Raw genomic sequence first — 24,783 nt, forward strand, 5'->3', positions numbered from 1 at the left:
TATACATCTTTACTCGCCGATGCCGCCCCATTTGAGAAGAAAAGATGCAAAGGTGCAGGTATTTTCTTCCTTCATCATGGCTGCCGGCTTGTGCGATGAAATTACCTGCGCATTTGCAGGTATTTCATCAAACAGCGCCGGTCGGCTGAAAATACATGTATATTGGCAGGTTTTAGACCCGTCAAGCACCGGAAACTCTCCCGGTAAGCCGCAAGCCCGCGTGGCAGCCCGCAAAAAAGCGGCTTCGCGCATGCCGCTAGCCGCCTTCCGCTACTGCACTTTCCGCTATTGCGCCGTCCACTTCTGCAGTTCCGCTGCTGCACGCTCCGCTATCGAACATCCGCTTCTCCGTCGTCACTCCAGGATCCGCCATTTGCGCCGGATATCCCCGCTCTCGTCCCACACCTTGCCCGCCTCGATCGCGTCGAAAATAAAACCGATCGCTTCGCCGTACCGCGCGTAAGTCGGCAGCGATTCCAGCGCCCCGCGCACCGCCGCGGCCGCCCTCCGCAGCGGCGCCGTCCGGCCTTCATAGAAGGCGTCGCGCAGCCCGTCGTCGTCGAGCGGGCGGCTGGCGGACAGCTCGCGCGCATGCTCAGCCGCGAGCTTCGCGAGCGACAGGACGCCGAGCGCGAGCCGCGGCGACACGAGCCAGCTCGGCGGCGTCCGGTATTCGAAGCCGCCGTGCGACTTCGTCCTGAAGTCGCCGAGCGCGCCGTAGCGCGGCCTGCGGCGGCCCGCGCCGTCCGGCTCGAGCAGCCGCAGCGGCAGCGCGAGCGCGTTGTCGAGCGCCCGCAAGCGCTCGGCCGTAAGGGCAAGGCCGCTGAAGTGCAGATGCCCGCCCAGCGGCAAGCCCTTGACCGGCGCGGCGCCCGCGCGCCAGCGCAGCTCCGCGCCGGCCGTTCGCGCGGAAGCGTCCTGCAGCAGGCGCCGGATTCGCTGGGCCAGCACGGCCGGGTCCCGCGCCGGCCGGGGCCGCAGCTCGGCCAGCGGCCAGCGCTGCACGCCCCTTACGACGACCGAATCGCTCCCTGTCCGCTCGCCCGGGCCGAAGTACCGCGAGGCCGGCACGATCCGCCCTGCTTCGTCAAGCATGACAAACTCCGGATCCGCGCCGATGAGCGCTTCCGGCCGGCCTCCCGTCCTCTCTTCCGACCATAGCGCGGCAAATTCGGAAGCGGCCTCCGCGAGACTGCGTCCGTCCGCCTCGTCAAGTTCGCCGATCGCCGCGGCCAGGCCGACGATAACGCCTCGGCGGCCGGATCCGTCGACTTGCCAGGTCACGGTGCCGAGCTCGAGCCCAAGCGCATAGATCGCGCGCGCGGACGCTCGGCACAGCCGGCGGGCCAGCTCGCGCCCATAAGCATGGTCGCCGGGCGCGGGACGAACGATCGGCGCGGCCAGGCCGAAGACGGTGACGACGTACGTTCGCGACGGGGCGCGGAGCGCGCCCCGCGCCCCGTCTCCCCGTCGCCAGCCCGCGTTCCCGCCTGCGGCGTCGCCGCTTCGAATCGCCGCGGACAATCCTTCGCGCGCGAGCCGCCGGTTGAGCTCCGCTGGCGCCAGCGAACCGACCGCCTCTGCCGCCTCGTTCCAGATCCAGGCCCCGGCATGTCCGTCAGCGGCGCTTGCGTCCGCGCGGGCGTCATCCGCGCCTCCGCCCGACAGTCGAACGATTACGTCCGATGGGCCCGGCCGACTGCCGGCCGCCATACGCTTCAAGCCTGTCAACGCAAGCAGCTCGGCGACCGGGCATTTCCCGTCGACCCACACCGCTGCGCGCACAGCTTGACTGTTTTCCGCGAAGCGCTCGCAAGCCGTCACTGAAACGCTGCCGACGGCCTCGGCGTCGTTAATGCCTTGCTTGGAGCCGGATCCCCCCATCGCCTTCCCCCCGAACAACACGGGAAGGGCCGTCCCGCCGACGGTTGTACGTCGAAGCCGGATGACCCTTCCCTGATTCTGTCCCTGCCCCTGCGCCGGGACCGCCGCCGGAATCGCCTTCGGGCTTAGGCCCGAGCGATCCGCGCGATTTTTCCGGCATCGGGACGATTTTACCGAACGAAGCAGGCATCCGCCCTCGACAATTCCGTCGCTTCTGCATAGACATAAGTACCGGCCGCAGCGGGCCGCTTACAGATCGTCTTCAAGCAGATCGGCATCGAGGTCTTCGTAATCGCCGTCGTCCAGTGCAAAGTCCGCATCCTTGCCGTCTTCGAAGTAGTTCGGATCCACGACCACGCAAACTTTGGTCTCCGCGACCATCTCGACCGCGTATTCGCGCTCCACGCGAATAAGCACGGAAGTACCGCCTCCGCCGATCAACGCTTCCACGCAGTTCGGTTCCTGCGTCGCATCCGCAGAGACCTCTTCCGTGGAGCTGCGATGGCGAGGGTCTACATACGAGAGCGGCACGAGCTCCGAATACGAGACCGTCTCCTTGGCGACGTCGGTCTGGGAGTTCTTGTCGTACGAATACCAGATGTTGATATCGTAAGACCCGACCACCTCGATGCCGTCACCCGAACGAACCGCTTCGTACTGGTGATTGATGATCCATGCCCCGAGAATGCTGGTGGGATGGTGCGGCGGCGTGACCGAATGGGTAATCGTCGAGAATTTGCGGCCCTTGCCGCATACTGCCTTCGTGATGATTTCCCTTCGCTGCAGCCGTTTATCCGCGAGCGTCATGCAATGACCTCCTCCATACAATCAATTCAATTAAAGTCTATGCAGGACATTCGTCTAGAGTGACAAAAACGTATCCTTGCATTGACGCTTCGTCTCTATGATTGTATGCCGGTCCTTGTTCATGAAGACCTGCGCATTTTCCCTCTTCTGCCGACGGTCAAATATCTGCGAAGCTCTCTGCACAAATGCAGCAGCGCCGCCCGGATCTCGAACTCCTCCCGCGTCGACGGCAGCGGCATCGCCTTGAATTCGCGCTCGAGCGCGTCCAGCGCGCGTTCGGTCTTGCCCTCGTAAAATTCGGACCGCACATCGTGCGTCAGCCGGTCGAACAAAGAGGCGATCGCCTCGGATTGCGGCACGCTCGACGATACGAACGCGATGTTTTCCATCATCAGCTGGATCATGTCGAGCTGCTCGCGCCGCATGCCGAAGTATAGCAGCCAGGGCTCGTCCTGCCGGCTCAGCCGATTTTCCTGCGAACGCTTCGCCGTCTGCAAGCCCTCCTCGATCGCCGCTTCCGCCCGGAGCAGCTCGTCGCCGCCCCACACGGCCGCGGGGTCCCGCAGAAACTTGGCCAGCTCGCCCAGCATCGCGACGAACATATCCTCGGTCGTCTGGCGCAGCGATTCGAGCGATTTGCGCTGCTTCGGCATATACACGAGGTTGAACGCCGTCGCCGAGCCGAGTCCGATCGCAAGCAGCGCCAATTCCGTCCCGATCGCATGCCAGGATACGACGCCGCTGTGAAAGAGATGAAAAACGATGACCGCCCCGGTAACGATGCCTTCCTTCATCTTAAAGCGCGTAAGCAGCGGGAACGCGATCACAATGTAGAGCGCGAGCGTCCACACGTAAAACCCCGCCAGGACGAACACCGCCGAAGCGACGGCCAATCCGATGACGGATGCCGCGAATCGCGCGTATACCGTCATAATGCCGCGCCACCGGGTCGTATCGACGCCCAGAATGGCGAGAATGCCCGCCGCCTGCGGATTGTCCACGTGCAGCAGCATCGCGACATAGATCGCCGCTACCGTAGCGAGCGCCGTCTTCACTGTTCGCAAGCCGACAACGCGTTTGAGCGCGTTCGCCCCTTTCGTCACGTTCATGCCCATTTCCTCCGATGCTCGCGCGCGATCGCCTTTTCACCATCGTACCCGTTATGCGCAAATGCGTCAAAATACGCGGCATTGGCCGCTGCGTCGCGCAGCGGCGCGGGATGCGCGGACGATGACAACGTTAAAAAGCAAAGGAGCCGCCCTCCGTCATTTTCATGACTTCGGGCCAGCCCCTATGATTCTTGCGTATGCCATCGCCGCTTGGCGGATGCTTAGTCGAACACGATTTCCTTGCCCAGCTCGGCCGATTCATAGATGCCGCACAAGATTTTCATCATTTCGACGCCGTCTTGAACCGGACTGTCCGGCGTGCGGCCCTCCCGGCAGCAGGAGATAAAATGATCGATCTCGTTCTGGAACGCCTGGTCCGCATCGAAGGACGCATGATCCGTCTGCGGCGACACCGTGACGATCGTATCGGACTTTTCCGTGACGAGCAGCACTTCGGGGTCGATCTCGATCCCGCCCTTGTCTCCATACAGCCGGACTAGACCTTCGTCTTTGCGCGCATGCAGCGTGAAGCTCACGTCCACCATGAGCGAGGCGCCGTTTTCGAAGCGAATCAAGGCGTTGGCCATGTCCTCGACCGTATTCGAATTGGCATCGTAGTCCGCGGATTTGTAAAAGGTGAGGCCTTTGACATGGCTGCGCTGGCCGAGTTTTTTGTACGTATTGCCGCTGACCGACTTCACCTTGGGCCGCCCCATCAAGTACCAGCACAGGTCGATGATATGCACGCCCAGATCGATGAGCGGACCGCCGCCGGATCTCGTCTTGTCCGCGAACCAGCCGCCGGGATTGCCGAGCCGCCGCAGGCTCGATGCTTTGGCATAATAGATGTCGCCGACTTCTCCTTGGGCGATCCATTGCTGCAGCATCTGCGCGTTCGGATCGTACCTTCTTACGTAGCCGATCTGGAGCACCTTACCGCTTTTGACGACCGCCCTCTCCACTTCCAGCGCCTGCTCCACCGTAATGCACAGCGGCTTTTCGACAAGGACATGCTTGCCCGCCTCAAGCGCCTGGATGGCAAACGGCGCATGCGTGTTGTTCCAGGTACAGATGCTGACCGCGTCGACCTGCGGATCCGCCATCATGGCCGCATAGTCGGTATAGACGGCCGAAGCGCCGAAGGACGCTGCCGTCGCTGCCGCACGTTCGCCGTTGACGTCGCATACGGCATAGATTTCGACGTCCGTATTTTTCTGGTATGCCTTCAAATGATACTGGGAAATGGAGCCCGTCCCGACGATCCCGATTTTCGTTTTTCCCATGACGATCTCCACCTTCGTAAGCCGCTATTTAATGTAGGCTGTTAATGTAAGCTGCGACAACACCGTCCGTCAGCCGGTCCGCACCACCTGGATCGCATTGACGGCCGCCGCGTCGGTCAGTGCGCTGAAGTCGATATCGAGCACGCCGTCCGTTACGGCGATCTTGCTGAATTCGTACCTGCGGGCCTTGTCGTGTCCCAGCGCGGCCGCGAAGAGATCGTAGCCGGTCAACATGTTGACGCCTTCGATGTCGACATTGAACGACCGGCTGCCGCCGGCGTTATAAAAAATTTCCGCGAAGTCAAGCGTTACCTTGTAGGTGCCGTTCGAAACGTTGAACTTGTAAGCGAACGGATTGCCGCCCCCTCCGAACCGCTGCGTGCGATAAAGCGTCGGATCGTCCGTGCCTGCGATCGTATCGCTCGTCGAATCGACGGAGGTCGTGGACGTCGTATAGCCCCAGGTATTGGTGCCTGAATAAGGCTGATCCGCGGCCCACACTTTGCCGTTCGCATCCGTGTACGCTGCCGTCGCTCCGACGTCTACCCGCTGCTCGTAGCCGCTCACGACGTTGATCGTCCACGTTTTTACGGTGCCGAAGGTCGCGACGCCGTCCTGAACCATGCCTGCGCTGAGCGTATAAGTACCCGGCGTCGAAGGCGCTTGGATGCTGAACGAGAAGCCCTTGCGCTGGCTTGCGGCGATCGTCTCCGCGCTTGATAAAAAGATGCGCTGATTGGCGGCGCTCAGGCTATAGCCGCCGACGCCGAAGTCTCCCCAAACGAACTGATTGGTCGGACCCGAATAAAGCCTGTACAAATCCGATTGCATCCAGCTGTTCGCTCCCGCATTTTGCACGTCGATACTAATGTTAGCCTTGGTTCCCGCAGCCATGACCGTCGGCACGTCCCATGCCGTGAATTTGGCGTCACGCGATGCGGCCACATTGACCGTAAATGTCTTTACGGCGCCGAAGCCCGAGGTGCCGTCGTTCATTTGCATCGAGAGCGTATAGGCGCCCGGCGTCGTCGGCGCGTTGATCGAGAAGGAGAAGGTTTTCGCCTGCTCGTTTTTGATCCGCTCCGATGCCCGCATATACACTTTTTGATCGGTTGCGCCGGCGCTCGTGCCGCCGTACGGGAAACCGCTCCAGGTCAATTGATTGGTTCCCGCGCTTTTCAGCGTATAATTGCCTGCGCGCGTCCAGTCGTTCGTTCCCGTGTTTTTGAACGTCACAGATACGGGCACCGCGGCGCCAGGTACCACGTATTCGGGAATGTCGTCGTTAAAGCTCACCGCGTCTTTGGCCGCAGCCCCGCCCGGCGTTACCCGGATATCGTAGACGCCAGTGTCGCCGAACAGAGAAACGCCCTCCTTGATCATTTCGACCGCGAACGTGTAAGTTCCTCTTGTGCGCGGCGCCGCAATCGAAAAATTGAATGTTTTGCTCGCGCCGGGCGCGATGCTGTCCGTGCTGCTCAGGTAGGCCCGCTGAATGCCGGCGCCGCTGCTCGATCCGCCGCTGGCGAACGCGCTCCACAGCACCTCGTTGCGGTCCGGAATCGCGGCGAGCCGGAAATTGTCCGCAGCCGTCCAGGTGGCGGTGCCGATATTTTTTACCGTAACGGATACCGTCGATAGCTGCTCCTCCGTCATGGCGGACGGTACCGTGACCGCGGTGATCCGCGCCGCATGAGCCGGCGCCGCGACGACCTGGACCGTCTTCTTGCGGTTGTCTCCGAATACGGCCGTTCCGTCCTTGATCATCGACGTTCCGAACACGTAATTGCCCGGTGTCGCGGGCGCCTGCACCTGGAAGGTGAACGTCTTGGTCTGCTGCGGCTGGATGCTGTCCGCTGCTGCGAGGAATACCCGCTGATTGCCGGTAGCCAGGCTATAGCCGCCGTCCGGGAAGTCGCTCCAGGTCAGCGTATTGTCCGTGGTCGCGGCGAGCCTGAACAGATTCGCCTCCGTCCAGGCGGCGGTTCCGACGTTGCGGACCGTAACGCTGGCCGTATATTTCTGACCCGCGATCATCTGGTCCGGAAGCTGGGCGTCCAAAATAATGGCGTCATTGGCCACGCTGCCCTTGACCTTTTGCCGGATCAGCGAAGCGTACGTATACGGATCGACCGCCTCAAAGTTGTACTCCGGATGCTCGGCGACGATTTTTTTCATCACCTGACTGATATATTCGACGGATGAAAACGCCGGCTTGATGTACAAGAAATTCGGCGTCGTGCCCGGGCTCGCAAGCGTCGCCGTCACGTTATAGATGTAAGCGGCCTGCCCGTTGACATCGTTGTTGGCGATCGGCACGTTGTCGCCCATCACGACCATATTCGTGCTGCGCACATCCGGCTTGGGCGAGCTCAGATTCGGATTGTAAAAAAGCGACATATCGTTGGAGAACCAGCGATACGCTTCCTCCGAGGCGGACGTGACCGGTCCGGCGTTGCCGTTCAGGACAAAGCCCGACATCGTATACCCCGTCGACCGGTAGAGCCGCTCGTTCCAATTGCGCCACACGGACGCGTCATGCACATAATCGGGATTCGCGTAACCTGCCGCTCCCGCGCCGGCGACGAAATAGTCGTTCGAGGTCGCCGTATCGTACAGGAACTGCATCAGATCTCCCGCATTCCGGGAGCCCGGCACGATATTCCAGGCGATCGGCGTCTTGCCCCGGGCCGGATCCGAATTCCATACATAAGGGAACTGATAATGAACGGTCGATTCGTCGTGATCGCCCATTCCCCAAAGAATGTACGTCTTGTTGGCCAGCGTGGGACGGCTGCCCGCTTCGGAGGACGGCAACAGGTTCGTCGCGACCGGCGCCCACCAGTGCACCGACATGTTGGCATCGCCCATCGTGTCGATGACGCTGACGATGGCGGCGTTATATTTGGACAGGTGCTCGACCGTCTTCCATTCGCCCTCGAATTCGGTATGGCTGCCCTTGCCGCCATAGGTTGAATATTTGTCCCACCAAGGGAAAAAACCGTAAACCTCGATCATGTTATTGCTGCCGTAAATCGTATACGCCGATTGCAGGATGGCGAGGAAGGTGTCCAGATCCTTGCCCAGCGTCTGATTGGGCGCGTCGAACGCCCGCTCGTCGCCCCATGGGCTGAGGTCGAACACGAATGCCTTGCGCATGACCAGGACGTCCCGGACCGAAGTGTATTCCTGCGAATGCGTAATCGGCTGTCTCGCATACGCATCTTCGATGTAGCCTAGTACGCCCGCGTTCGCCAGCCCCGTATCCAGGAACTGCTGCTTCGCCCATACGTAAGCATCCGTCTTGGCATTATTGCCTGCGAACTGCCCGACCAGGTTCCGCGAGACGGTCAGACTGTTGGGCGCGGCAGTCAGCCTGGCATACAGCCGTCCGCCGCCCATGACCGCCGGCGTCCGCTCGATGCCCGCGATCGTCGTCGCGACGTTGGCGGTCGCGTCCACCTTCGGGTCCCAGACGGCGAGCCCGGCCAGATCGGACCTGAACGTACTGACCAGCGCTTCGATCGACGCAAGCGGCGTGACCGTGTATTCGCTTAGCCACTGCCCCGGCTTACGGAAGGCGTCCAGCCATTTCTCGTCGATCTGCATCGCCTGGGACGACGTGATGGACGGCGTCTGGACGTAGAAGGAATTGTATACGTACAGCCGCGGTCCCTTCTGGTTGACGATCCCTTGCAGCGTCGACACGAACAGCTTGATATCGTAAGATTCGGCCGTATTGAACGTCCCTGACACCTGCCGCAGATCGAACGTATAAATGACGGGAAACGCCGCGGCCGCAGCCGGTCTGGCCTGGAACCCCGACCAGCCGGATATGGCGAGCGCGAGCATAAGGAACATCTTCAGCAATCGGTTCATCTTCATGGGGCAGCCTCCGATTCAATCGAATGAATGGCTTTATCTAGCGGTTTCCAATTGCCCGGATTCGCTGGATCTGCGCGCCAGCAGGACGGCTCTGGCCGAGGCGACGCAGTCGGCGGCGGACAGAATCTGCGGCTGCTCGCCGCGGATTCTGCGTACGAAATCCAGGCATACGCTGTCGTGCTCCCGAACCTCTTCCATTACATTGCGGTGATTCCGGCCGTGCGTGCAGAGGATGACTTCGCCCGACTTGGACAGCACCTCGATCGTGCCGTCCGTGCCGACGATGAACATTCTGCAATCCCAAGCCGTATTCCGTGGCGTCAGCCAGTCCGCTTCGATGTGGACCGTGACGCCCCCTTCCAGGACGAACAACGCCTGTGCGAAGTCTACATAGTCCGGCTTGTCCTCGAAAAAGCGGGTATGCAGCGAGCGTGCCGTCACTTCGCGGACTTCGCCGCCGCTCATCCATAGTGCCAGATCGATATCGTGTATCATCAGATCCACGATCAGCCCGCCGTTGCGCGCGTTCTCGTACATCCACGGCTCCTCGCGCTGGGCGGTCGACTCGTGCGGCCGCATCATCATGCAGCCGGCGATCTCGCCGATCGCGCCTTGATCGATCAATTCTTTGGCTTTGACGTACAGCGGGTTAAAACGCTCGGTCAACAGGACCGCGCACTCGGCGTCCGAAGCCGCGATCTGCCGCTCCAACCGCTCCAGCTCTTCTTCGGTAATCGAGACCGGCTTGTCCGAGATCGTATGCTTGCCCCGCTGCAGACATTCGATGACGGCATCGGTCTTCAGGTCGTTCGGCAGGCAGACGATGGCCGTATTGCAGTCGACCTCGTCCAGCATGCGCTTAAAATCCCGGTAAAAAGGAACGCCGTAGCGTTCCGCAACCGTGCGCCAGCGTTCCTCCGTCTCCATGATGGCAACCAAACTGACGCCTTCCGCCTTCAATATTTCCTGGATCGCGTATTCTCCGTGAATCCGCAGTCCGATCGCGACGACTTTTAACTCCATTTTTATCCGTCCGCCTTACTGCTTATTTTTCTGAACATATTCGTCGATCAGCTTCAGCTTTTCGGCCGTTACGACCGGTTCGCCGATCTTTTTAAAGTTTTCGAGCATGTCGCTTGTAATCTTGCGGACTTCTTCCTCCGAGTCGGCGAAGATCGCCTTCGCTTCCCACTTGCTGATCTCCGGCCACAGATCCGGCCAGTGCTTATCCCACTCCGGTCCGGTGCCGGAGAAGTTGAACGGCACGTTCTGCTCGCCTACGGCCGGCAGCCAGGTTTTCTGCGCCAAGATGAACTCATCGGTGCCAGGCATGACGGTAACGCGTGGAATGACGGGCGCGTTCAGCAGATTGTAATAGTTAATGCCCGTAGTGGTCTCGAAGCTTTTATCAGCCTTGTCCTGCTGCGCCTTTACCTCGGGCTTGGGCTCAAGCAGCCCATCCGCGTTTTTGACATAGTACTCGCCATCCGGGCCCGTACTCAGAATGGTGGCGCCTTCGGTGCTGACGCTCCAGTTGAGGAATTCCATCAACCGCTCCATATTGCGCGTATTTTCGGCGAATTTTTTGGAGACGGTCAATGCCTGAGCCATCGCAAAGCTGGATTCCTGGTAGATCGGCATCGGCAGTCCCGGCACCTGGATCGGCGGATTCGGGATAAAGCGCTTGGCCGGATCTTCGGCCTTCAGCACGCCGTTGGCCGTATCCATCGGACCGTTCGTATTGAGCGTGAAGCCTACGCGTCCCGAGCTGAGCTTGGCCTGGTACTGCGCAGGCTGCTGCGTAATCGTTTCCTTGTCGAGCAGGCCGTCCTTATAAAGCTTGTTCATGAACACCATGTAATCTACGATGTGCGGATTGTTGAACCACCAGTTCAGCGTTTTGTTGTCGTCGGACAGGTTGAACCAGTTTTTGGTCCAGGAGTACATAAACAACTGGCGAAAGTTATCGAAGGATGCCGGGATGATCGGCTTGCCGTTCACGTCAGGAATTTTTTCTTTAAACGCTTTCAGGACGGCATACAGTTCGTCCGTCGTCGTCGGCGGCGCCATGCCCACTTGCTTGAGCCAGTCCTCGCGGATCATCGGACCGATGACCATCTGCATGACGTCTTTGTTCGCGGCCGGATTGCCCGGAATCATATACATTTTGCCGTCCTTCTTGCTGGCATAGGTCACCTTGTTGTAGTCCGGGTCGGTATACTTCAGCAGATCCGGGTACTTGGACAGCCACGGGTCGAGATCGACGATATATCCCGCTTCCGCCCATTTGTTGGCGATGCCGTTGTTGATGTCGTCCGTCAGGATGCTGACGACATCGGGGATATCTCCGCTGGCCAGCATCGTGTTCATCTTATCCGCCGGCGTCTTCGTGTTGGCGGACGTGATCTGGATGTCGATGTTTTTGTTTTCCAGCAGCCATTGATGCATTCTATTGTCCGCCTTGGGCGCATTGTCGAAGGTGTGCATAATCAAGACGTTTACCTTGAGCGGATCTTCCTTCGGCGGCGCTTCCGATGCCGATGCCGAAGCTGATGCGGAGGAAGACGCGGAAGCCGATTCCGTAGATTTGTTATTTGCGGCGCCGTTGTCTTTGGCGCATGCGGCGAGCGAGGCGCCGATCATCGAGACGGACATCAGCGTCGCGAGCAGTTTTACTTGTTTTTTCATGTTGACGACAACCACCCTTGTTTGAATTTTGTTCGAAGCCGATTCCCTAGCCTTTTAACGAGCCGATGATCACTCCCTTCACGAAGTAGCGTTGGAGGAACGGATAGACCGTGAGGATGGGCAGCACGACGACGATGAGCATGGCCATCTTGACCGATTCGGCCGTGACGGTCCGTCTCGAGTTCTCGCTTAAGTTCACGACACCGTACGCCAGATTTCCCGCCTCGTTTTGATTGATGTTCATCACTTTCATGAGCAGCGTCTGAAGCGGCAGCAAATGCTCGTTCGTCGTGTAAATGACGGCGGTCAGGTAGTCGTTCCAGTGTCCGACGGCGGAGAAGAGCGCCATCGTGGCGAATATCGGCAGACTGAGCGGCACCGCGATTCGCGAAAAGATAGTCAAGTCGCTTGCGCCGTCAAGCTGAGCCGAATCCTCCAGCTCCTGCGGCATGGCGCGGAAGAAGGAACGGAAAATAAAAACGGTGGCGGCGCCGTAAAGCGAGGGAACGATGTAGACCCAGAAGGTGTTGAGTAGATGCAGCGACTTGTACAGCATATAGGTAGGGATGAGCCCGCCGCTGAAAAACATCGTCAGGATCAGCATCACGTTAATGACGCCGCGGCCCTTCAGCCGCTGCTTGGACAGGCCGTATGCCATCAGCGAGACGAGGGCGATCGAGAGCAGCGTCCCGATGACCGTCCTTCCGATCGAGATGGCATACGCGTTCATCATATCGCTTCTGGAAAAGACGGCCGCAAAGTTGTCGAGCGTGAACTTGCGGGGCCAGAAGTTGATGCCGCCCCGCGAGGCGTCCAGTCCCTCGTTTAACGAGAGCGCCGCGATTCGCCAGAACGGAAACAAAAAGGTAAAGCAGAGAACGCTCAAAAACAAATAGTTGAACCATTGAAATGCTTTCTCCCCGCGCGTTTGCTTCATGGTGACCTCCTTGAATCCTTCGACTGAATGGCTCTAAAATACCCCGTCTTCCCCGAACTTCTTGACGATAAAATTGGCGGAGACGAGTAAAATCAAACCGATTATGGACTTGAACAATCCGACGGCCGTCGCGATCTCGTAGTTGGCGCGGAATACCCCGACCTTCATGACGTACGTATCGATAATTTCCGCCCGGTCGAGAACCATGTTGTTCTGCATTGCGTAAATCTGCTCGAAGCCCGCGTCCAGGAAATGCGCGATATTAAGAATGAACAGCAGAACGATCGTCGCGCGGATCGCGGGAAGCGTAATGTGCCACACTTGTCGCGGTCGGCTGGCGCCGTCCACGACCGCCGATTCGTATAGTTCCGGGTTGACCGACGTTATCGAGGCCAGGAAGATAATCGTCCCGAACCCGATGCCTTTCCAGATGTCGGAGGCAAGAATCATGCCCCAGAAGTAATTGGGGTTGCCGAACCAGAATATCGGCTCCTTGATGATCCCGAGGCTTGCCAGCATCTGATTGACGAAGCCGCCGTCGACACTGAACAGATCGTACCAGATGCCGGTAATGACGACCCAGGAGACGAAAAAGGGCAGATAAGAGATGGTCTGCGCCAGCCGCTTGAACATCCGGCTGCGCACCTCGTTCAGCAGCAGCGCCAGCACGATGGGCGCCGGGAAGCCGAAGAGCATCTTCAGCACGCTGATCGCGATCGTGTTGCGCAGCAGCACCTCGAAGTTCGGACTGCCGAACAGCTCCCTGAAATGAGCCAGCCCGACCCATTCGCTGCGGAAGACCCCTTTAATGATGTCGTAGTCCTTAAAGGCGATGAGCACGCCGTACATCGGCTGATAGGCAAATACGAGAAACCAGACGACGCCAGGGAGGACGAACAGATAAAGATAGCGGTTGTTCCATACGCTCTGCAAATCGACACTCCCTTTTTCTGTAATTGCGCCTTGCGCTTGATGTCTCTAAGTATATAGGGGGAGCTGCCGGTGAAAAATCCAGGATTCTACGGGAGTGGTTTTAAAATTCTACGCTCTTTGTATCCGCTTGCAATCGAAAAAAAAAGCGCTGTACAGCGCTTCTTTGCGGGACCGAGCGGTCTTCCGGGGCAAAGAAACGCCGTACTGCGCTACGTTGAGGGACAGATCGGTTATCCGGGGCAAAAAAGCGCTGTACAGCGTTACATGGCGGGATAGAGCGGTCGTCCGGGGGAGTCGTCTTTATTCATCGCTGACGGCCGGGATGCGGATCGTCGCTTTTGTCCCGACGCCTTCGGCGCTCTCGATCTTCACGCCGTATGCCGGCCCGTAATGCAGTCTGATGCGTTCATGGACGTTGCGGATGCCATAGCCTTTGCCGAACGGGATCAAATCGGCCGCGGGCGGTGCGGGCATGCCGACGCCGTCGTCCTCGATCTCGAACATCAGTTCATCTTTCGCGCGGTACGCGCGGATCGTGATCGCAGTCGTGCCCGCCTTCTGCTCCGCGCCATGCAAAATCGCGTTTTCCACGAACGGCTGGAGAATCAGCTTCAGCGTCATGCACGATTCAATGTCCGCCTCCACTTCGTAAATGACGATGATGCGTTCCTCCAGCCGAATTTTTTGAATTTCCGTGTATGCCTGCAGATGACGGATTTCCTCCCTCACGGCGAGCAGCGGCAACCCGTTGTTGAGAGAGAGTCGATAGAAGGTCGCCAGATGGTTGACCATCCCGATAATTTTGTCATGCTGGCCGCCCATCGCCATCCAGTTAATCGTCGCCAGCGTGTTGTACAAAAAATGCGGATCGATCTGCGTCTGCAGCGCCTTGAGCTCGGACTCCCGCTGCGTCTGTTGGCTTGCCGTCAGCTGCTCGACCAGCTCCCTGATCTTGCGGATCATCCGGTTATAGCTCCGGGCCAGCGCGCCGATCTCGTCGCGGCCGTCGATATCCACCTTAACGTCGAGCGTGAGATCTTCGACGCTCTTCATCTGGCCGGACAGCACCGACAGCCGGCGTGCGATCATTCTTGCCAGCGCCAGCGCGAGCAGCAGACTGATCAGCAGACAGAGCGCTCCGACGGCAATCGTAAACTGCTTGACCGTCTTGGCGCCCGAGAACAGCCGGTCGTACGACAGCACGCGGACGTACAGCCAGCCGGAATCTCCGCCTCTCTCGTACAACACCATTTTGTCGGCGCCGTCCAGTTTCATCCTGAACTTGCCTGACGCCTCTCCGCCCGCCCGTGCGGCGGTTTTCTCCGCCAATGCGGCCGTGAGCGCATCCGGGCCGGCCGCCCTCTCTGCCAGGCTCGCATAGACGGTCTGCCCTTTGTCGTTCGCGACGAGCATATAGTCGTCAGGACCGGTGCCGGCTGCCGCGAAGTCCCCGAATATGCGGTCGTAACGAACGAACAGCTCGAACACTCCGGACAGTTTTTCAAAATTATAGATGACCGGTTTAATGATCCCGACCCGCTTCTCTCCGGGCAAGCCGCTTTTTTCTCCGGACAGCCTGTAGTCGGGTTTGTTCATCTCGTCCGTAACGATCCAAAATTTGCGCTTCGACAGCGCGATATAGTCGTTGATCGTATATTTTTCCATATGCGAGAAATATTCTTTGTACCAGTCGGTACGCAAAATATAGTCGATATCGATCAGCACGTCTCCCGATTCGGGCAGCGTCGGATTGTTTTTGTATAAAATAATCGATTCGATGCTGTTGTCTTGCTTGCCGACCTCGAAGTACCGCGAGATCGTATTCAGATAAGCGTAGGAATAATCGCCCGGAGACGTATACGCGAACGATACCGCGCCGACGAACTTCGAATCCGAGACGAACTGATTAAGCAGCTGATCGTAGTTGTTGAGCTTGTATTCCGTATTCAATACAACCTGCGACAGTGTCTGGCGATACGATTCGCTCGCTTGCTGGTACACATACTTTTGCATGCTGAAATAAAAAGCGGCCCCGAGCGCGACGATGGACAGCAGGACGAGCAGCCCGTAGCTGAACATCATTTTGTGCTTGATCGAGACGTCGTGGACGCGGAGCGGCATCCTCATTCGGAGATCCGCTCCTTCAGCGACTCTCTGAATTCCTTGGGGCTTACGCCGTACGTATTTTTAAAAACGACGCTGAAATAAGACGTGCTGTTGAATCCGGTGCTCTCGGCAATCTCGTAAATTTTGCGGGTCGGATCGGCCAGTTGATTTCGGGCATGACGCAGCCGCACGCCGGTCAAGTAATCGATGATCGTCTCCCCGGTTTGTTCTTTAAACAAATTGCTGATGTAATTGGGCGAAAGAAAAACCATTTTGGCCAAATCTTCGACCGAAATCGGCCCCCCGTAGCGGGTCTCGATATACGCGATGATCCGCTGCACGGGCACCTCCTTGTTCAGGACGCGCGCGCCTCCAAGCCTAACGGTCTTGTTCAAATCATGGTCCGACCGCCTCGCCAACTCGGCGGCGGCACGCCGGTATAATTCTGAAAACCCGCCTGGATCGTTTATTCCGGTGCCGACGCAGGCAGCAAGATTCATCCCCAACTCGCCGTTCGCATAAACGCGAAGCGCGTCCAACACGCGAATCGCTTCTTCTTCTCCGGCTGCCGCGATCCAGACCAGCTCGTCGCCGTCCGACCAATACGACTCGAACCACCGCAGCCCCCGGCCGATGCTGGCCAGGTTTTGTGCGAGACTTGTTCCGCTGACTCCCTTTTCCTTGACGCCGTTTCTGCCGTCATCCGCCCTGATGACCGCAATCGCGAATTCATCCGACGCCGGCATACCGGCGTCCCGCATTTTTTCTTCGATCGCGTCCGGATCTGCGAGACGTCCCTGCAACAGATCGCGAAGCAGCTGGCGCGCGGCCAGCGGCTTGGTTTCTGCCATCCGGCGCTCCAGTTCGAGCCGCTTCTCTTCCTGCCTGGCCTCTTCCTCGCAGACGGACGCGACATTTTGAAGCGTTTCCAGCAATGCGCCAAAATCAAGCGGCTTGAGTAAATATGCGGTAGCGCTCAGCTCGATCGCCGTACGGGCATATTCAAAATCGTCATAGCCGCTTATAATGACGATTTTCATGCGCGGATTCAGTTCCCGCGCATGCTTCGCCAGCTCAAGGCCGCCCATCAGCGGCATTTTAATATCGGTGACTAGAATGTCGGGCGGCGCGGCGCGCATTTGTTCCAACGCTTCTCTGCCGTTTGCCGCCGTACCGGCCATGACAAGCCCCATCTGCTGCCAGGGCACATGCATGACGATGCCCTCGCGCTGAATCCGTTCGTCGTCCGCGATCCATACGGTCCATGTCAACACAAGCGCCTCCCTCCGGTTCGTTTATCGCAATCGCGAAGGATTGATTCGACAGCATGAGCTACCATTCGACAGTACGTACGGCTTTTCCTTCATGCCTCCGCCGATTCAGGCTCTCCCCATACCAACCCGATCGTTACGATCTGACGGGGTCCGGCTTTGACGGCGATTCCGCCTCCATCGGATTCCAGCTGTTCCTGCACTTCCTCATTCAGGTTAAGCAGCTGGGCTTCGGCAATTTCTCGCCCGCAAGTCAGTCTGCCGCTCGCCTCCCGGTCGGTCGTATTGAAAATCCGTACGATCCAGCGGTTATCGCCCTCCTCGGCGGCTTTGACGGCGCTGATCAGCAGCCCTTCGCCCTCGATACCGAGAAAAGATGCCGAGAGCGGCAAATTTGCTTCTCTGCGATACGGCAATTCTCTCCAGACGCGGCCTGCAGGCCGTTCCGCGGTCCGGATACCGGCCGCATAGCGCTGATGGGCCAACCAGAGTCTGCTCTCGAACTGTTCCTCGACGGGAAACGGCTCGATCGCAAACTCGAACGTCATCGTCCTCAACTGCTGTCCGCCGTCGCCCGGATCGGTGCCTACCTCCTTGGCCGTGCTTCGGAAAAGCGTCAAGCCGAGCGCTCGGTCCTCGTCGGCGCGCAGGCATGCCTCGTAGAGACCTTTGCTGTAAATCGCGAGACCAACCTTGCCGTCGCTTGCGGCGAGTATGCCGTTGTGCGGAAAAGCTTCATAAGGCTTGCGCAAATAGTCGGACCTGTCAGGCTCTGCGAAGGGCCGCTTCACCAGATCGAACGGCGTACTGGCCGCATAACTGTCCGTATCGAGCCCTGTCGGGAACCAGACGCCGAACCGGTGGTCGCGGACCGCGTTATCGACGACAGTCCGGCAATATACCTTTGCATCGCCTTGCAGCAGCGTGACGAACGTCGTGACGGAGAAGTCAGTCCATGCGTCGCTTCGCTTCGCTCCCGAGAAGTCGGCGCCCGCCGGTAATCGCAGGCTGGATTGAATCCGCATGCAGGTGGCGTACGGACCGTCGTACACGACGGACAACTGCGCAGAAGACCCGGCGGAGGTGAAGCGCTCGTTGCCGATCGGCGCCATATGCGTCCAGCCGTCGCCGACGTCTCCCTCGTCCTCGAAGCGCAGCAGGCCGCGGAACGTATGGCCGGTCTGAGCTTCGGTGATGTCGAGCGTGCCGTCCGGCTGCACCTCCAGCTGGATCCGGCCATTGTTCCATGTGCGGGCGCGAATCTTTTGGGTGCCCGGAAGGCGGACAGGCGCGATGAGCTTCGGCGCGCTGAATTCGAGCGGTCCGTGCCAATCGAGCTCGAAGGGCTCGACCGTGTAGGCCGTATAGCCGAACGAAGGCACCTTCGCATGTAGGGCCAGCCGGTAAATATCGCTGACGCGGCCGCGCGGCAGCTCGCGGTACGGCCGGTACATTTCCGTATGCTCGCGCTGCACCGACAGCACCTGATAAGCGATCTCGCGCCGTTCCCCGTCATAAATCCGGAAGGAGGTGCCTTGCAGATTATGGCTGGCCATTCGAAGCGACGCGTCCGATCCGGCCGGCAGCGAGAGCTCGACTTCTACGATGCCGTCGATCTTGGTTTGCGACATGTTAAACACGGCCAGTACCTGTTTGCCGTCCACCCGGCCTTCATCCAAGTGATCGACGATGTAATGCACGCTTTCCTTTACTAGCCCGTCGCCGATAAGCCTGGCTTGATCGAACCGGTAGATCATATCCCGATGGACCTGGTCGATGGAACAGCCGCAGATCGAATCGTGCGGATGGTTCTGCAGCAGATGCGTCCAAGCCTCGGTCAAAAAGCCTGCCGGGTAAGGCTTGCCCATCGCCGCGGTCATGACGCCGAGCGGTTCCGCCCATTTCTCAAGCAGATTTTCTGCGTGCTGGTTGTGCTGTTTGAGATGAACGCGCGACGACAGCACGTTTTCCGGCACCCAGTTGTTAATGCCGCTGAAGCCGAGCGCGCGCTGCTCGCCTTTGTGCACCCTCAGATCTTTGATTTTCGACCGGAGATCTGCCGTATATTGCTCGATCGTGGCATGGACGAATTCGACGCCCGTCTCCTCGGTTAACGTGCGCAGCAGCCAAGTCAGCTGCGGTTCGATCTCGACATGGTCCACGCCGTCCATCCCGATCGCGATATCGGTGGTAGCGCGTTCATTCTTGTATGAAAGGAACTGCTTCGCCCGCTCGACCAGCTCCTCCGCATGGCCCGCGTAATCGTCGTCCCGCTCGAAAAACGGCCAACGCACGGCAAAGTAAAAATCGCTGTACGCCCGATCCTCGTCGAGCTTGAGCCCCAGCACCCGGCTGCCGTCCGCGCCTTCCCACCACAGCTCCGACGGATCCTCGTCCCCATGGAACCCTCTGAACATGACGGCATGATCGATGCCGAACCCTTGAAGCAGCTGCGGCATTTGACTGTTATGGCCGAAAATGTCGGTTACATAACCGGAGCGTACAGGCTCGGCTCCCCATTTGCGGGAATCGCGAATGCCCATGAGCAAATTGCGAATCAACGACTCGCCGCTGACCAGGAATTCGTCCGGCATGACGTACCAGGGTCCGATCTGGATCCTTCCGCCCGCGATCAGCTTCGCAAGACGATCCCTGCGCTCCGGCCGGATGCGGATGTAATCCTCCAGGATAATCGTCTGTCCGTCCAGCATGAAGTAGCGATATGCTTCATCGCTTTCCATATGGCCGATGAGTTCGTCCATCATATGGACGAGGCGCAAGCGAAAGCCCTGGAAATCCTGGTACCATTCCCGATCCCAATGCGTGTGGGACAGCACGTACATCTTATTGATCTTCTTCTTGTTATCGCTCAATTTAGAACCCCCTCAAATGATTGAATCATAAATGATCAAATAATATATCATTATAAACATCAAAAGAAAGGATCGCAATAATATGTTATATCATTTTTCGATCGAACTGCCGCTTGAAGTCTGCAACCGTAAAAAACGTTTTTCGCGAAACGGCGAACGCAAAGAAGCCGTCTCGAAGTCTGCGAACAGGACTTGGGGACGGCTGGTTAATGATAATCGCATCAATCAGAAATGATTGTCGAGGGAGGCACTCCCGTTGACTCGCGTATTACGAGTGACGTATCCAGCTGCTTGCCGGCAATAAGGATACCGTCGCGAATGAGCCGGATGAGCGAGTCTGCGGCATTCTCTCCCATTTCGTAAAAGGGCTGACTGACCGTCGTCAGCGGTACCTCCAGATATTCGGTCATGGCGAGATTGTCGAAGCCCGCCACGGACAGCGCTTCGGGAACGGCAATGCCTGCGAGCAGGGCCGACTTGATCAGATGGATGGCCAACAGGTCGTTGCCGGCCAACAAGGCGGTCGGCCGGACGCTCCCGGACATCCATCGCTTCAACAGGGCGTCCGCCTCCTGGTGAAGCACTTCAGGCTCTGTGCCCGAAGCCCAATCCGCCGATACGATCCATTCCGGACGCACGGTAAACCCCGCTTCGACAAGCGCGCGGCAGTATCCTTTGTACCGCTCGCGGAATGCCGGATGGATATACAGCCCCGGCGCGACAAACGCGATCCTTTCATGTCCCATTTGAATCAAATGCCGGGTCATTTCGTAGCTGCCGCGTTCATTGTCCGGCGAGAACAGCGGCACTTCGATGCCTTCCAGGGGATGATCGATGACGACATACGGAAAGCGACGGATCGTCATCCCGCTGAAAAGGTCGATATTATCAAGGCCCGCGCAGGGATACACGATGATTCCCCTGGCATCTTGCGCCAGCTTCTCCAGCAAGCTTCGCTCAAGGAGCGGGTCCATCATCGCATTGTGAAAGCTAACGTAGTAGCCGTGCTTGCGCGCCGCATGTTCGATGCCGAGCAGAATATCCTGGCCCGCATGCTCCAAGTCGCTCATGACGACCGAAATTAGCGGAAGTTCCGCTTTCGCAGCCACTTCTGCGTTACCTAATGCGGCTTCCGATCCGGCACCCGCATTAGGATTCGAAGCCTCGTCGTTCCGGCTGTCCAGATCCTCGCGAACGAATGTCCCCTTGCCCTTCACGCGATACAGCAACTGCCGATGCTCAAGCTCCCGCATCGCCCGGATAACGGTTATCCGGCTCACGCCGAACTGCTCGGCAATCTCGAGCTCCGTCGGCAGCCTGTCTCCCGCCTTTAACCGCCGTTCCGCGATTTCATCAAGGAAAAACGAGAAAATTTTGCGATATAACGGCGTCTCCTGCGTCATTTGATCTCATGCCCTTCATTGTCGATGCATTCATTATATCAAATGACATATCATTCGGCCAAATCTAATGGCGAATCCGCTAAAATAGACCTGCCGCCCTGGATGGACGGCAGGTCTACGTTCGAATCGATAGAAACGCTTGGCGCAGTACGTTATTTCAAAGCGTATTCGGGCTGGTAAGACTTATAAACGGGATTCTCCCCGCAAACCATGAGTCCCTGCCCCCAGTTCACGTGCACGTCTTCGGTCGGCAGGTCCGTCGGATCGCGGTACTGGAACAGCACGTTGCGCCGGTTGCGCGTACTGCGATTGACGTCGGAGCCGTGGATGGTCAAATAGTTGAAAAACAGCACGTCGCCCGCCGATGCCGGACAAGGCGTCGCCGCGGACAAAGGGTATTCGCGGTGATCCAGATAATAGCGCCCGACGTGAGGCAGCAGGCCTTGCTTGTGGGAGCCCGGAATAACGCACAAGCAGCCGTTTTCCATGTCCGAATCGTCCAGATGGACGCTGGCCGCGAGCATCGTATGGTCGGCATGCGGGAAATAAGGCGTGTCCTGATGCAGCGGGAAGGCGGCGCCTTTTTCGGGCGGCTTGACCAGCATCTTGCTGTGGTGAAGCTGAACGTTGGGACCGATCAGCTGCGACAAGACGGCCGTCATGTTCGGGTGCACGGCTGCGCGTGTAAACGAAGCATCGTGATAATGAACGTCGTGGAAGCCTTTGAGCACCAGCTTCTTTAATTCTTCAGGCGGCAGATAGTCCCCCTGCCAGGTCGCGTTGCCGTCGAACTTCGACTTGGCGGCGCGTTCGATGATGCCGGTCACGGCGCTTCGCATCTCCTCCACTTCCGCGGACGAGAATACGCCGCGGACGAGCAAATACCCGTTTTCCTTGTAAAATTGTACGTCCTCTGCTTTAATCAGCTTATCCATTCCAAATATCCTCCTTCGATGTAAACGCTAAGAATACGATCAGTATAGGAAATTTTAAGACGGCTGTATTTGCAGAAGCCGGACGTCCGTTTGCACAATCGCGCCATGAGGTGACAGCAATGACAGAAGAGAATTTTCTTTTCGTGACCCGGATCTTGAACGAGAACAACAGAAGGTGCACCGGCGGCGACGGCGTCGTTTTTCAAATCTATAACTGGGGGCTCGACTGGCAGCATTACGACAACCCCGTGCACCGGCATTCCTTTTATGAAATATGCTACGTGCTCGACGGAATAGGCGAATATGAGGACGACGATATCACGTACAAGCTCGAGTGCGGTTCTTTATTCGCATCGCTGCCCGGCCATTGGCACCAGATTCGCAGTCAGTCGGGCCTGAAGCTGTTTTTTGTGGCGTTCGAGGTCGTTGCGGCAGCTTCGTCGCCCGAGGCAAGACAGTATGAGACCGAGCTGCTCGGCAGTCCCTCGCCTGTTATCGCAGACCCCGAAGGGGTGACTGCGTTAATATGGCGCGCGCTGTTCCGGCATGTGCTGCAGCATCAGGCGGACGGCGAGCCGCGGACGAACACTTTGTGCGCGCTGCTGCTTCGCTCCTTTTCCGGTACGTTCGGACGTCAGGACGGAACGCCCTTGTCCAAGGCGACGGCATCCTCCCGCTCCCGCACGCATCTCGTACAGCTTGCCAAACGTTACATTCACGACAACCTCGCGGGCTCGCTCGGCCTCGCGGAGGTGTCCGCCTACCTGAATATTTCCGCGCGCCATTTGTCCCGCATCTTCAAGGAGGAGCTCGGCCAATCGCTCGTGGACTACGTTACCCGCGAACGAATGCTCACCGCGGAAGGTTTGCTCAAGACGACGCTCTTCAATGTCAAAGAAGTCGCTGACGCCACGGGGTATCAGTCCGTGCACTACTTCACCCGCGTATTTTCGGATCGCTTCGGCATGCCGCCCGCAGAATATCGCAAGGCGACATTGCCTGCCGGCGAGTAAATCCGCGCTTTAAATTCTGAGACGCAAAAAGGGATGAGCAGGTTCCCCCTGTTCATCCCTTTGCCGTCGCATACCCGACGATTAAGACAGCCGATAGATCTCTTTGTACTTCTCTTCTAAGTAATCGCACAGATAATCAGACCGCAGCGGCTCGCCGGTGATCCGCTCGATGATCTCGCTCGGCTCGAGCATCTTGCCGTGCCGGTACACCTTCTCGGTGAGCCATTCCTTGAGCGGCAGCAGGCGTCCGTTGGCGATGTCCTCGTAGAGGCCCGGCAGCTCGCGTTCCGCCGTCTTCAGCATCTGCGCCGCATACATGTTGCCCAACGAATAGGACGGGAAGTAGCCGAACATGCCGCCCGACCAATGTACATCCTGAAGGACGCCTTCGCCCGCCGTTGGCGGCTCGATGCCGAGCGCCTCCTTGTACTTCGCGTTCCATACTTCTTCGAGCCGTTCGGGATCGAGATTGTCGTTGAACAGCATCTTCTCGATCTCGTATCGGATCATAATATGGATGTTGTAAGTCAGCTCGTCCGCCTCGATACGGATCAGCGACGGCTCGACGACGTTGATGCCGCGGTAGAACGCCTCCGGGTCGACGCCTTCGAGCTGCGCGGGGAATTCTTTTTTGAGCTCCGGCAAATACCGGTCCCAAAACCCGCGGCTGCGCCCGATCATATTTTCCCACAAGCGCGACTGCGATTCGTGAATGCCCATCGACGTGCCGCCGCATAGCGGCGTGCCGTTAAGCTTCGGGTCCACGTTCTGCTCGTACAGCGCATGACCGCACTCATGGATGGTGCCGAACAGCGCGCTCGTCAGATCGTCCTCGAGGTACCGCGTCGTAATCCGCACGTCGCCCTTGCTAAGACCGGTCGCGAACGGATGCACGCTCTCGTCGAGTCTGCCCGCTTCGAAGTCGTAGCCCATCTGGCCGAGCGTGTACAGGCTGAAGCGCTTCTGCGCGCCTTTGTCGAAGTTGCCCTGGAGGAAGGCCGTATCCGGCTTATCTCCCCGTCGCGCGATGTCAGCGGCAAGCGGCACGAGCCGATTGCGCAGCTCGCCGAACAGCCGGTCCAGCTCCGCCGTGGTCGTACCCGGCTCGTACATGTCCAGCAGCGTGTCGTACGGCGTTCCCTTCACGCCCCAAAGCGCGATGAAGCGGCGGTTGTAATCGATGATTTGCTTCAAATATGGGAGAAATCCTTTAAAATCGCTTTTGGCCTTGGCTTCTTCCCATTCGGTCTCCGCTTGGGAGGTCAGCACGACGTATTCTCGGTACAGCTCAGGCGGGATCTTGAGGTTACGCTCGTACTCCTTGCGCGTCTCCTTGATCAGCTTGCGATCCACGTCGGTCAGCCCGCCGTCCGAATCAGCCCCGTCCAGCTCCGCGAGCAGCTCGCCCATCTCCGCGGACGTGGACAGCCTGAACATCTCCGAGGATAGCGTTCCGACGGCCTCGGAGCGCTGGGGGATGCCCTTGCGCGGCGCTCCTGTCCGCATGTCCCAATAGACGACGCCGAGCAGCTCTTCATAATGCTTGATTTGGGTCGTCAGCGCACGAAACCGGACGATCGCCGAATCCTTTGCTGCGGCATTATCACTCATCCCGATCTCATCCTTCCATTTCCTATTGTATAGCAGACCCCTTGA

At 58.6% G+C, this 24,783-nt stretch carries 17 protein-coding genes; 1 reads left to right on the forward strand and 16 read right to left on the reverse strand.

Features of this window, described 5'->3' with window-relative positions; all coding sequences use genetic code 11:
- Window positions 1-9 precede the first annotated feature (9 nt).
- The 15 genes from ACFOTD_RS18515 to ACFOTD_RS18585 all read right to left on the reverse strand — a co-directional run bounded on the left by ACFOTD_RS18515 (window position 10) and on the right by ACFOTD_RS18585 (window position 22,105).
- Window positions 10-252, reverse strand: a complete 243-nt coding sequence (locus tag ACFOTD_RS18515; RefSeq protein WP_378121332.1) for a hypothetical protein — start codon at window positions 250-252, stop codon at window positions 10-12.
- Window positions 253-354: 102 nt separating this feature from the next.
- Window positions 355-1,884 (reverse strand): putative amidoligase domain-containing protein, encoded by a 1,530-nt coding sequence (locus tag ACFOTD_RS18520; RefSeq protein ID WP_378121334.1) that lies wholly within the window; start codon window positions 1,882-1,884, stop codon window positions 355-357.
- A 249-nt stretch (window positions 1,885-2,133) separates the two neighbouring features.
- A complete protein-coding gene (locus ACFOTD_RS18525; protein ID WP_090112635.1) occupies window positions 2,134-2,691 on the reverse strand; it encodes an outer spore coat protein CotE in 558 nt (185 codons plus the stop codon).
- A gap of 119 nt (window positions 2,692-2,810) precedes the next feature.
- On the reverse strand, window positions 2,811-3,800 hold the full coding sequence (locus tag ACFOTD_RS18530) for an aromatic acid exporter family protein (RefSeq protein WP_378121336.1): 990 nt from the start codon (window positions 3,798-3,800) through the stop codon (window positions 2,811-2,813).
- A 221-nt stretch (window positions 3,801-4,021) separates the two neighbouring features.
- Window positions 4,022-5,083, reverse strand: coding sequence for a Gfo/Idh/MocA family protein (locus ACFOTD_RS18535; RefSeq protein WP_378121338.1), 1,062 nt, complete (start codon window positions 5,081-5,083; stop codon window positions 4,022-4,024).
- Between the two features lie 69 nt (window positions 5,084-5,152).
- Window positions 5,153-8,968 (reverse strand): malectin domain-containing carbohydrate-binding protein, encoded by a 3,816-nt coding sequence (locus ACFOTD_RS18540; protein WP_378121340.1) that lies wholly within the window; start codon window positions 8,966-8,968, stop codon window positions 5,153-5,155.
- Window positions 8,969-9,001: 33 nt separating this feature from the next.
- A complete protein-coding gene (locus ACFOTD_RS18545) occupies window positions 9,002-9,991 on the reverse strand; it encodes a Gfo/Idh/MocA family protein (RefSeq protein ID WP_378121342.1) in 990 nt (329 codons plus the stop codon).
- Window positions 9,992-10,006: 15 nt separating this feature from the next.
- Window positions 10,007-11,656, reverse strand: a complete 1,650-nt coding sequence (locus ACFOTD_RS18550; RefSeq protein ID WP_378121344.1) for an extracellular solute-binding protein — start codon at window positions 11,654-11,656, stop codon at window positions 10,007-10,009.
- 46 nt (window positions 11,657-11,702) lie between these two features.
- The gene (locus ACFOTD_RS18555) at window positions 11,703-12,593 is read right to left on the reverse strand and encodes a carbohydrate ABC transporter permease (RefSeq protein ID WP_378121346.1); all 891 of its coding nucleotides are present in this window, start codon (window positions 12,591-12,593) and stop codon (window positions 11,703-11,705) included.
- Window positions 12,594-12,626: 33 nt separating this feature from the next.
- Window positions 12,627-13,526 (reverse strand): ABC transporter permease, encoded by a 900-nt coding sequence (locus ACFOTD_RS18560; RefSeq protein WP_378121348.1) that lies wholly within the window; start codon window positions 13,524-13,526, stop codon window positions 12,627-12,629.
- Window positions 13,527-13,826: 300 nt separating this feature from the next.
- Window positions 13,827-15,653, reverse strand: coding sequence for a cache domain-containing sensor histidine kinase (locus tag ACFOTD_RS18565; RefSeq protein WP_378121350.1), 1,827 nt, complete (start codon window positions 15,651-15,653; stop codon window positions 13,827-13,829).
- Entirely contained in the window at window positions 15,650-16,906 is a 1,257-nt protein-coding gene (locus ACFOTD_RS18570; protein WP_378121352.1) for a response regulator transcription factor, read from the reverse strand. The genes ACFOTD_RS18565 and ACFOTD_RS18570 overlap by 4 nt, the downstream gene beginning before the upstream one ends.
- An 89-nt stretch (window positions 16,907-16,995) precedes the next feature.
- Window positions 16,996-19,776, reverse strand: coding sequence for a glycoside hydrolase family 38 N-terminal domain-containing protein (locus ACFOTD_RS18575; protein WP_378121354.1), 2,781 nt, complete (start codon window positions 19,774-19,776; stop codon window positions 16,996-16,998).
- Between the two features lie 221 nt (window positions 19,777-19,997).
- On the reverse strand, window positions 19,998-21,179 hold the full coding sequence (locus tag ACFOTD_RS18580) for a GntR family transcriptional regulator (protein WP_378121355.1): 1,182 nt from the start codon (window positions 21,177-21,179) through the stop codon (window positions 19,998-20,000).
- A gap of 152 nt (window positions 21,180-21,331) precedes the next feature.
- Window positions 21,332-22,105 (reverse strand): phytanoyl-CoA dioxygenase family protein, encoded by a 774-nt coding sequence (locus ACFOTD_RS18585; protein ID WP_378121511.1) that lies wholly within the window; start codon window positions 22,103-22,105, stop codon window positions 21,332-21,334.
- Window positions 22,106-22,233: 128 nt separating this feature from the next.
- On the opposite strand from ACFOTD_RS18585, the gene ACFOTD_RS18590 reads away from it, so the two are divergent.
- Complete coding sequence (locus ACFOTD_RS18590; protein WP_378121357.1) at window positions 22,234-23,127, forward strand: helix-turn-helix domain-containing protein; 894 nt, start codon at window positions 22,234-22,236, stop codon at window positions 23,125-23,127.
- An 81-nt stretch (window positions 23,128-23,208) separates the two neighbouring features.
- On the opposite strand, the gene ACFOTD_RS18595 is transcribed toward ACFOTD_RS18590, so the two are convergent.
- Window positions 23,209-24,738, reverse strand: coding sequence for a carboxypeptidase M32 (locus ACFOTD_RS18595; protein WP_378121359.1), 1,530 nt, complete (start codon window positions 24,736-24,738; stop codon window positions 23,209-23,211).
- Between the last annotated feature and the right edge of the window lie 45 nt (window positions 24,739-24,783).

Source organism: Cohnella sp. GCM10012308, assembly GCF_042649185.1.
Lineage (GTDB): Bacteria > Bacillota > Bacilli > Paenibacillales > Paenibacillaceae > Cohnella.

Coding starts and splice junctions, on each gene's coding strand:
- ACFOTD_RS18590 (WP_378121357.1), top strand. CDS start 22,234: ATGACAGAAGAGAATTTTCTTTTCGTGACCCGGATCTTGAACGAGAAC.
- ACFOTD_RS18525 (WP_090112635.1), bottom strand. CDS start 2,691: ATGACGCTCGCGGATAAACGGCTGCAGCGAAGGGAAATCATCACGAAG.
- ACFOTD_RS18555 (WP_378121346.1), bottom strand. CDS start 12,593: ATGAAGCAAACGCGCGGGGAGAAAGCATTTCAATGGTTCAACTATTTG.
- ACFOTD_RS18550 (WP_378121344.1), bottom strand. CDS start 11,656: ATGAAAAAACAAGTAAAACTGCTCGCGACGCTGATGTCCGTCTCGATG.
- ACFOTD_RS18545 (WP_378121342.1), bottom strand. CDS start 9,991: ATGGAGTTAAAAGTCGTCGCGATCGGACTGCGGATTCACGGAGAATAC.
- ACFOTD_RS18530 (WP_378121336.1), bottom strand. CDS start 3,800: ATGAACGTGACGAAAGGGGCGAACGCGCTCAAACGCGTTGTCGGCTTG.
- ACFOTD_RS18520 (WP_378121334.1), bottom strand. CDS start 1,884: ATGGGGGGATCCGGCTCCAAGCAAGGCATTAACGACGCCGAGGCCGTC.
- ACFOTD_RS18595 (WP_378121359.1), bottom strand. CDS start 24,738: ATGAGTGATAATGCCGCAGCAAAGGATTCGGCGATCGTCCGGTTTCGT.
- ACFOTD_RS18540 (WP_378121340.1), bottom strand. CDS start 8,968: ATGAAGATGAACCGATTGCTGAAGATGTTCCTTATGCTCGCGCTCGCC.
- ACFOTD_RS18535 (WP_378121338.1), bottom strand. CDS start 5,083: ATGGGAAAAACGAAAATCGGGATCGTCGGGACGGGCTCCATTTCCCAG.
- ACFOTD_RS18565 (WP_378121350.1), bottom strand. CDS start 15,653: ATGAGGATGCCGCTCCGCGTCCACGACGTCTCGATCAAGCACAAAATG.
- ACFOTD_RS18580 (WP_378121355.1), bottom strand. CDS start 21,179: ATGACGCAGGAGACGCCGTTATATCGCAAAATTTTCTCGTTTTTCCTT.
- ACFOTD_RS18515 (WP_378121332.1), bottom strand. CDS start 252: ATGCGCGAAGCCGCTTTTTTGCGGGCTGCCACGCGGGCTTGCGGCTTA.